9 protein-coding genes are annotated in these 7417 nt (G+C 56.8%); 3 read left to right on the top strand and 6 right to left on the bottom strand.

Features of this window, described 5'->3' with window-relative positions:
- Together JQK15_RS26145 and JQK15_RS26140 are read right to left on the bottom strand one after the other, a co-directional pair.
- Positions 1-782 (bottom strand): HEPN domain-containing protein (locus JQK15_RS26145; RefSeq protein ID WP_502956885.1); only part of this gene is annotated, 782 nt, incomplete at its 3' end.
- Positions 779-1378 carry a hypothetical protein gene (locus JQK15_RS26140; RefSeq protein ID WP_214869520.1) on the bottom strand — a complete coding sequence of 200 codons (600 nt, stop codon included), beginning with the start codon at positions 1376-1378 and terminating at the stop codon, positions 779-781. The genes JQK15_RS26145 and JQK15_RS26140, both read right to left, overlap by 4 nt.
- 215 nt (positions 1379-1593) lie before the next feature.
- Between JQK15_RS26140 and JQK15_RS26135 the strand changes: the two genes are divergently transcribed.
- The 3 genes from JQK15_RS26135 to JQK15_RS26125 all read left to right on the top strand — a co-directional run bounded on the left by JQK15_RS26135 (position 1594) and on the right by JQK15_RS26125 (position 2669).
- Positions 1594-1782: a YlcI/YnfO family protein gene (locus tag JQK15_RS26135; RefSeq protein WP_251008073.1), complete on the top strand. Its 189-nt coding sequence runs from the start codon at positions 1594-1596 to the stop codon at positions 1780-1782.
- A 489-nt stretch (positions 1783-2271) separates the two neighbouring features.
- Positions 2272-2481 carry a helix-turn-helix transcriptional regulator gene (locus JQK15_RS26130; protein ID WP_214869516.1) on the top strand — a complete coding sequence of 70 codons (210 nt, stop codon included), beginning with the start codon at positions 2272-2274 and terminating at the stop codon, positions 2479-2481.
- The gene (locus JQK15_RS26125) at positions 2478-2669 is read left to right on the top strand and encodes a helix-turn-helix domain-containing protein (protein WP_214869514.1); all 192 of its coding nucleotides are present in this window, start codon (positions 2478-2480) and stop codon (positions 2667-2669) included. Before JQK15_RS26130 ends, JQK15_RS26125 begins: the two co-directional genes overlap by 4 nt.
- A gap of 282 nt (positions 2670-2951) precedes the next feature.
- Here JQK15_RS26125 and JQK15_RS26120 read toward each other — a convergent pair whose 3' ends face one another.
- The 4 genes from JQK15_RS26120 to JQK15_RS26105 all read right to left on the bottom strand — a co-directional run.
- A complete protein-coding gene (locus tag JQK15_RS26120; RefSeq protein ID WP_214869512.1) occupies positions 2952-3611 on the bottom strand; it encodes an HNH endonuclease in 660 nt (219 codons plus the stop codon).
- Entirely contained in the window at positions 3608-4978 is a 1371-nt protein-coding gene (locus JQK15_RS26115) for an AAA family ATPase (protein ID WP_214869510.1), read from the bottom strand. The genes JQK15_RS26120 and JQK15_RS26115 overlap by 4 nt, the downstream gene beginning before the upstream one ends.
- Positions 4979-5491: 513 nt before the next feature.
- Entirely contained in the window at positions 5492-6661 is a 1170-nt protein-coding gene (locus JQK15_RS26110; protein ID WP_214869508.1) for an esterase/lipase family protein, read from the bottom strand.
- 294 nt (positions 6662-6955) lie between these two features.
- The coding region (locus tag JQK15_RS26105) for a group II intron maturase-specific domain-containing protein (protein WP_285236606.1) at positions 6956-7417 on the bottom strand (462 nt) is incomplete at its 5' end.

Here is a 7417-nt window from a genome sequence, read left to right as displayed (position 1 = left end):
TAACGGGCCTCGACATAGGCCCTGCGGATGCATCCGAAGGCACGCCGCTGATGCCGGTCTTCGCGCGGCCACGCGGCGCGGAGATCGGGCGCCAGCGCCTCTGCCGCTTCGCGCAATTCATCCAGTGCATGGGTGCGTGGTCCATGGAGCGTGAAGGACCATAATATGCTCTGGTAAAGATGCTCGCAGGCCTGATGCAGCAGCAGCGCAGCCATCCGCATATTGCCCCTGTCGCGATAAAAGGCTGAGCCAACCAGAAAGTCGCAGCCATTTTTATGCCAGCGCGCGAATTCCGCTCTGCTCCTTCTGGCCCTTTCTTCCTCAGGCAAATGACGCGGCGCTTTGAGGCGCAGCCCTTCCGCCTGATACAGCGCTACTCCCTTCTCCGCGATTGTGACGAAATGGGGCACGGCATCGGCAAGGGCGCTGTTGATCCGGTCCAGGCTTTCCACGGTCATCCGCACTGGCCGAGCGATTTCTCCATGTTCCCACGCGCGGCGCAATCGGTCTCGCACCAATCGCCAATCCTGATCGCTGCGCGCGAGGCGCACATGGTTGACGATCAGCATCAACCGGAATGCCTCGCCCGGCGGAACGTTCTCCCATGCCTGCTCAGCGTGCGGGCCGTGCAGAATGACTGCCAGGATCCGTCCCTCGCGATATTGCTGCGACAGCCTGCCCTTGCAGCTTTCCGCGAAGGTCTCGAAAACCATCCATGTCACCTGCTCAAGCTCATGCCGGATCGAGGCTGGAAGATGGCCGAAGTCAGTGCGCAGCGTCATGACGCTATCGTCGCATGCGGCTGGCCTCCATCCGCGAGGCGAGCATGACCAGTTACGTCATGCACCCGGTCCAACAAGGCCCGGATCAGCAGGCAAACTTGTTCGGGTGAAAAGCCGCCATCATCCATCGGCGGATCGCCGATCAAATGGGGATAGCCCCATTTCCAATAAGGCGTGAGGATGACCGCCAGACGCGCCATGTCCGGGCAATCAAGACCAAAGCCGGTCGCATTGGCATAGGCCAGTGCTTTGCTGGTATCCTGGCGGATATGCTCGGCATTCCACGCGTCGGAAAAGCCGACGTCGAGCAGATATGCGCACAGCGCCAGCTTCGCGACTGCGCCGGCTTGATGAAGCGTCGTGCGGATATGCCGCCTGAAAAAGCCCGCCTCGATCCCGGTAAAGGCGATCTCGGCGCTCTGAAAACGGTCTCGGCTCAGGTGCCGGCTTTCGCGGCTGCGGCGCAGGGTAACCGGCGCATCTTCGTATCGATCATGAAGGTACGCGAGGGCCCTCCCCCACGGCGCAATGTCTGCCGTAATGGATGCTGCTGTTAACGTACCGAGCAGCGCGCGACGTGACGTGGTGATGACCATAGAGCATCTCCCATTCGGCACCTTTCATCGATGAGCGGAAGCAGTGGGCAGGTGCAACACGGCCCTGACAGACCCCGCATGATTCGCGGCGCGTCGATGCCAACGGCACATACCGAGCCGTCGCAAGCAAATATACGCCACCGTTTACTCAATAAACGATGTCGTATATGCGAATAGACGGTAGCGTCAACTACTTTGTCTTGGAGATTCATTTCGTGAGCGATACCGACAATGTCATGGGACGCCCGCCGCTAGGAATGAAGCCGACGACAGTCAGGCTATCGGCAGATACGATCACGCGTATCGAGGCGTTGGTCGGAAACCGGCGGCTGGCTCTGTTCGTCAGAGAAGCCGTCGAGAATGAGCTGCGCCGCCGAGAAAATCCGTCAAGCTCGGATAAATAGGTTCATAGCGCTTATGCGGCGCTGGCAGGTTCGCGACCAAATCGCCTGAAATCCTCATGGCTAACCGGACCAAGCATGCGAGACGTGTATGTGGTTCTCGCAAGCTGCGTGCACCCTGCTGCTCTTGCGTGCGTGAAAGCTTTTGCGCAATCTCTTCTTTGGCGGACAAACCTCCTCAATTTCGGAGAATTTGTCATGAACGACTCGACTTGAAAGAACCGTCAGATCGCGAACCTTGCGGTCTCGAACGTCGGTGAGCTTATCAAGCGGGACGATATGGGAAAAAATCTGCGCCGATCGCAAGCTGCGTTTGCGTCTACGCCATTTTACGCTGACTTCCCCAATCGTTTCCAGAAGTGCGCCAGCGTCCAGGCCAACTGAGCCCCGGTCTCCAGAGGCCTCGTCCCACCCTCTTGCAGGGCGGCTCGGCCTGTCTGATGCTGATTTGAGGGGGGCTCACGCAACTTCATGAAATGAAAGATCTGCCCCATGAACAGTTCCGACCGTATCATCCGAATGAAAACCGTTCTTGCCCGAACCGGGCTCTCCCGCTCAACCCTATATCGCAAAATTGCTGATGGCACCTTTCCGGCACAGATTAAGATCAGCGTGCATGGTGCTGGATGGCGGGAGTCTGCCATTAATCACTGGCTTGCCGATCCCGTCGCCTACCGGGCTCCGATAGGTGATCCGAAATGAGCGGTCCTCCGCCACCTGATCCGATCTGCGTCCGCGTCAATGATGCGGCAAGAATGATCGGTGTCGGGCGCACCAAGCTTTACGCGCTAATTGCTGCCGGGGAAATCGACACGGTAAGGCTGGGAAAGGCAACCCGCATCACTACGGCCAGCCTGCACGAACTGATCAAGCGACGAAGCGCCACGTGAACGGCACTATCTTCCGCCAGGCATTCCCAACTCAATAAAACGATGGAGCGTCTCCCTCACGGATCTGCCGAAGAAGGAGACGCTTTCCGCTAACCCTTCATGTCCCGCACTGGCCGGTAGCGGAAAGGCGGCTTTCCGCTACCGACATATGAAAAGCAGCCACGGCGGCATGCAATAGGCGCAGGCACGTCGACCGGGTGAATTCTGCTTTCCTTGGATCCATCGCCGAACCGTGCAGCGGTCCGATGCAGCCGCCGCGCCGGATACTGGACCTGGCAGCGCCTAGGGGGCAGCCAACTTTGCTAGAACCGTGGGCAACACCGTTGCGACGAAAGTGCGCGCCGTGGCGGCGAATTCTTGGTCCGCCGACGTTTCGTTATTACGCAAATCGTCCGCGAGCACGTCCCGCAGCGCAGCGGTCTTCGCATTTTGAAGAATGAGTACCTGATCCATCAAGTACTTGATTTTTTCCGCGCGGCGTTCGAGCAGATCCGGACGATTTAGACGCAGCTTCCGCTCTGTATAGAGAGCGTCCACATCGCTCGGGTCCGGCATTATCATCGGGCCGAGGATCGTGAACCGAGGCTCTGGGTCGCCTGCGTAAGGATCAATCACACCTTCAGCATCGCCTTTGTAGGTGTTGCATCGATCACAGGCCAAAGTGAGATTACCCCACTTGAAAAGGTTGGCGACTGCTTTCGACTTTGGGTGAATATGCTCTACGTCCCCAAACGCTACGTGCAAGAGCTTGCTTTCGCAGTAAGCGCATTTGCCAGAGGTTTCGACGATAAGTGCAGCTTTGATATCGGCGTGCCGATATCGACTTTTCTCTGTGTCTGTAGGCTCTACGCCCGCGGCGATCTTGCTTACTACAACGGCAGTCCAAGCGGACTCGTTGTGGGTCAAAATCTGAGGCTCATCCGCTTTGGTCAACGCGATCATGCGCCATTCTCGCTAGCGCTGACCAATCGAGAAAGCGCGTCGGGATATAGCTCGCCAAAGCCTTCGCGGGACATATCGGCGCGAAGGGAATTCAGCAAATCGGTTGATATGGTCTTGCCGAGATAGGCAGTCAAAATTTCATCGACCTTCTCTTGTGCCCATTTCGGCGTGGTCACCGGTACGCCGAGCACCTCTCGGAGAATTTCGCTTGCTGTGCCACCCTTATGCACATTGTCCAATTTTACAGACGTAACTCGCCGCTTCTCTGGCAGCGCATCGACGTCGGTACCGGACGGCCCTCTTCCTGTGTAGTTCAGGACGTAGACTGACGAATCCTCGACGGCGGAAACCACGAAGGGACTGTGTGTGGCGACGATGAACTGCGCTGATGGGAAAGCAGCGAGCAAACTTGGAATGATGGCACGCTGCATCGACGGGTGAAGATGGTTCTCCGGTTCGTCCATCGTTACGACGAAATCTTCGGTGCCTTGGGTCTTAATGAACTCGGAATACAGATAAATTTGCCAAGCCATCTCGATAATAGCGTTTACGCCACCTGACGACGAATCCAGGATGAAGTCGCCGGATCGAGTTTGCAAAACCACATCAGGTATGCGGATGGCGAGAGACCTAAAGCCAATCTCTTCCGGCATCACGTTCCTAAGAACTTCAATAAATCCCCGAAAGGTATTCAGCACTTCGCTGTCTGCTTGGAGAACTGAGTTTCCCTCGCCAAACGCGGCCATCCCTATCAGCGCTTCCTTCATGCGGTAGATTGGACTGTACCCAGTATGGCCGCCGCCATATCTGTTCATAATCTCCTGGTTAAACAAGTTGTATGCCTGCGCCACCCTCATCGGCTGAAGGGAAATATTGTTTACAGGCTGATAATTAGTTAGCGCCCTATGCGAGCCGATATGCACACCCAAAACCTGTTGTTGATTATTGATCTGCAGGCCGTAGGACTGCGTGTTTTGCTCATGGATGCCTATGCTGCTGCTGGTATTATTTGAGTACTGAACAGTGCCAAACTCAACAAACTGCCCACTAAAGGCACGGGGCGGAGCGGGGTCACGCTCGAATGCGTCAGGGTCTCTATTCGCTTCGTCGTTCTGTTCCGCGTCATCTTCGCCTGGCTGGCGCAGCCCAATGTCATAGTAGAGCGCGCCGTCCTTCATGCGCCTTGGAACTGACAGAAACGGACGGTTAAACCCAAAATGCTGCGTGAAAATATTGAGTATGGTGCTCTTGCCAGCGCCATTGGTGCCAGTGATAACAGTCAGACGCGGATGAACGTCGAAAATAACTGAATCGAATTGGCGCCAATCGTGCAGTGACAGCTTAAGAAATTTTAGACCTGACGCCATTTTTACCTCAATATGAAGTCTTTTTGTAGTAAAGGATGATTTGTCAACTAGTCCTATTCATATCCGTTGCCCTGCCCATATCGGGCCGGGATGGCGTTCGACGACCCGCACGTCCTGCCGGGCAATTACAGTCCGGGCTTAAAGTTCTAATAGGCTGCGGCCAAATCCACTTTTGCGGTCGCGCGCGTCTTAGCACCTAAGCCTCGTTAAGCCGAAATCGGCCGCAAGTCAGCAAAGTATTCCCGTACAGGAAGTTTGAGGCTCAACACAGTCTTTGTCGTTCACTCGCTGGGAAAGCGAAGTCTGCTTTCAGGCTTGCGGGGGGACGCTGAACGGCCGGATTGGGCGCGTAGCGGCCATCTCCGCTGTCGACCCCTTGTAGACGTTCAGCACCCGATTTTCGATCCCCAGCAGCAGACATTCCGCTTTTCCGGCAGTGGTCGACCAGACCCAGCCGTTCAGATCGACTAAAGTCAGGGTCCATTTCTGACAAAAGCTTCCATTGAACTGGACTCAACCTGAAGTCTCGCATGATGCTCCGATGTTCGCTTCCTTTTGATCCGGGAGCGTCCAATCAGCGATGCACTTAATCACTGAGGGATGGCTGTGCAGCGAGTGCCGCATCCCTGGTAGCAGAGAAGTTACCGGCGGCAGAGTAACGAGATGAACGTTGCCGCTGCTGTCTGGCGCAGAATCGGATTTCACTAAAACATCAAGATAAGTCAGCAGCAATTCACGCCCAAAGATTGCAGGCGCCAGTCCACGGGCTAAGATGGCGATACTCAGTCCCCCGATCAATGTAGCCAAGTTGCTGGAAAGCCAACCAAATATGAAGGTTGCAAGGACGCCGAAGAGGAAGTCGCTCGCGCTTGAGGATACCAATCCCGTCGCTATGGCGAGCATCGCGCCGCCTAAAAAAATCCAGCGAACGATGATGAAAAAATGAAGCCCGACTGATGCGGAGAGGAACGTCAGGCGACCTAAAATAGAGCCAAAACCTAGCGCCAAAGCAGCCTCGTCATCAATCCCGCGAATGACCAGCGTCGGACGACGCTCGTGCCGATACGCCTGCTGCGATGTCATGGCGGTCAGCCTGAGCGTTAGCGCGTGAAGCGCACCCTCGAAGACATGGACGAGCGGAAAGAGGATGAACATCGCAAGGAAGGCCCAAGCGAGCGCTGTCCCCGCTTCCCATCCGAACCCGACCTGAACGACCAGCAACGCCACGAAGGTCAACACCAACCAACCGAAAGCACGTATCATCAGCATCGTGCTGCCTTCTTCAGCGAGTAGTTCTAGAAACGGCGTTGCCATTGTAACCACTTGGATGTCACTGGCCGGATGGCGGAGATGCGCGAAAGCGCGCAAGCAAATGTTCCCGCCGTGACTATGCCCGACAATCAGGCGAGCGACTCCTGGCGATGCCTCGGCCAGTAGGTCGAGCTGCGCGGCAAGCTTGCGCGCAGCTCGTTCCCTCGACCGGATAGAGTTGGCGCCGCTCCAATTTACGCAGTCAATGGAGACGACCGCCGCATCCCTTTGCCGCAGTGCCGTGTCCAACGACGTCACGAACACCGACCCAGGCTCGAACCAGCGCGGTCGGCGTGGGCTAAAGCGTCGAGGAATGATTCCTCTGCCCCACGTGCCATGCACCAGCGTCACCGCAAACTCGCTTTGAGCCATTCCAGCCCCCTTAAAGCCGTCCGAACAACAGATGACTGAGGGTTCTGACCAGCGCAACTACATCCGCAGGCATGTTGCACCATCAACATCCGCTATCGATGGCAGCAGACGCTCGTCGCGTTTGGCATGAGTGGCGGCTAGGTCCCAAATTCCGCCGATCTCGGTAGAGTCAGGAAGTGGCGCGGTGTCGTGCGGCGCGCCTGTGGCTTGCCAGACGGTCCGTTTCCACTCCCTGCTCATCGAACCGGACGTGCAGATCTCCCGCATCCGGCTCTCGGACAAGACATCACGCCTTCACCCACGGCGGGCCGCGGCCACGTTAGACAGACGCACGGGGCCGAAGCGCTCGTATAGCTCAGGGTCGTGATAGGCTCCCTCTCGCCGTCGTCTGGTCTTGTATTTGGCGCGCAGCCACCGACGCAACCGCACCGCTGTGTAGCTGTCGATGGTCCGATATGCTCTGCTCGTAGTGCCGACCGAGAAGTAGTTGGCCCATCCGCACAGCACCCGGTTCATCTTGGCCACCAGATATGTGGCATCCTGCCATGTACGCGCTCGGTCGGTCAGTTCGTGGATCGTTGCGACCACGCGCTGAATGCTTTTCTTTGATGGCCGGTGGCCCATGTAGGCTTTGCCGGTTTTCGCGGAGTACATCCGACCAAACGTGTATCCCAGAAAGTCGAACGTCTCGTCCGGCACCTTGCAGATGCGTGTCTTGTCCTCATTCACCGTCAGCTTCAGCTTCTCCATGAGCCC

The organism is Sphingobium sp. BHU LFT2, assembly GCF_018604485.1.
Taxonomy (GTDB): Bacteria; Pseudomonadota; Alphaproteobacteria; order Sphingomonadales; family Sphingomonadaceae; genus Sphingobium; species Sphingobium yanoikuyae_A.
The sequence above is the reverse complement of the archived record's forward strand: the minus strand, read 5'-3'. Positions and strand labels throughout refer to the sequence as shown.

Bases quoted from the DNA above. Each gene is read 5' to 3' on its own strand.
- JQK15_RS26140 (WP_214869520.1), bottom strand. From the start codon at position 1,378: ATGGTCATCACCACGTCACGTCGCGCGCTGCTCGGTACGTTAACAGCA.
- JQK15_RS26130 (WP_214869516.1), top strand. From the start codon at position 2,272: ATGAACAGTTCCGACCGTATCATCCGAATGAAAACCGTTCTTGCCCGA.
- JQK15_RS26125 (WP_214869514.1), top strand. From the start codon at position 2,478: ATGAGCGGTCCTCCGCCACCTGATCCGATCTGCGTCCGCGTCAATGAT.
- JQK15_RS26120 (WP_214869512.1), bottom strand. From the start codon at position 3,611: ATGATCGCGTTGACCAAAGCGGATGAGCCTCAGATTTTGACCCACAAC.
- JQK15_RS26115 (WP_214869510.1), bottom strand. From the start codon at position 4,978: ATGGCGTCAGGTCTAAAATTTCTTAAGCTGTCACTGCACGATTGGCGC.
- JQK15_RS26110 (WP_214869508.1), bottom strand. From the start codon at position 6,661: ATGGCTCAAAGCGAGTTTGCGGTGACGCTGGTGCATGGCACGTGGGGC.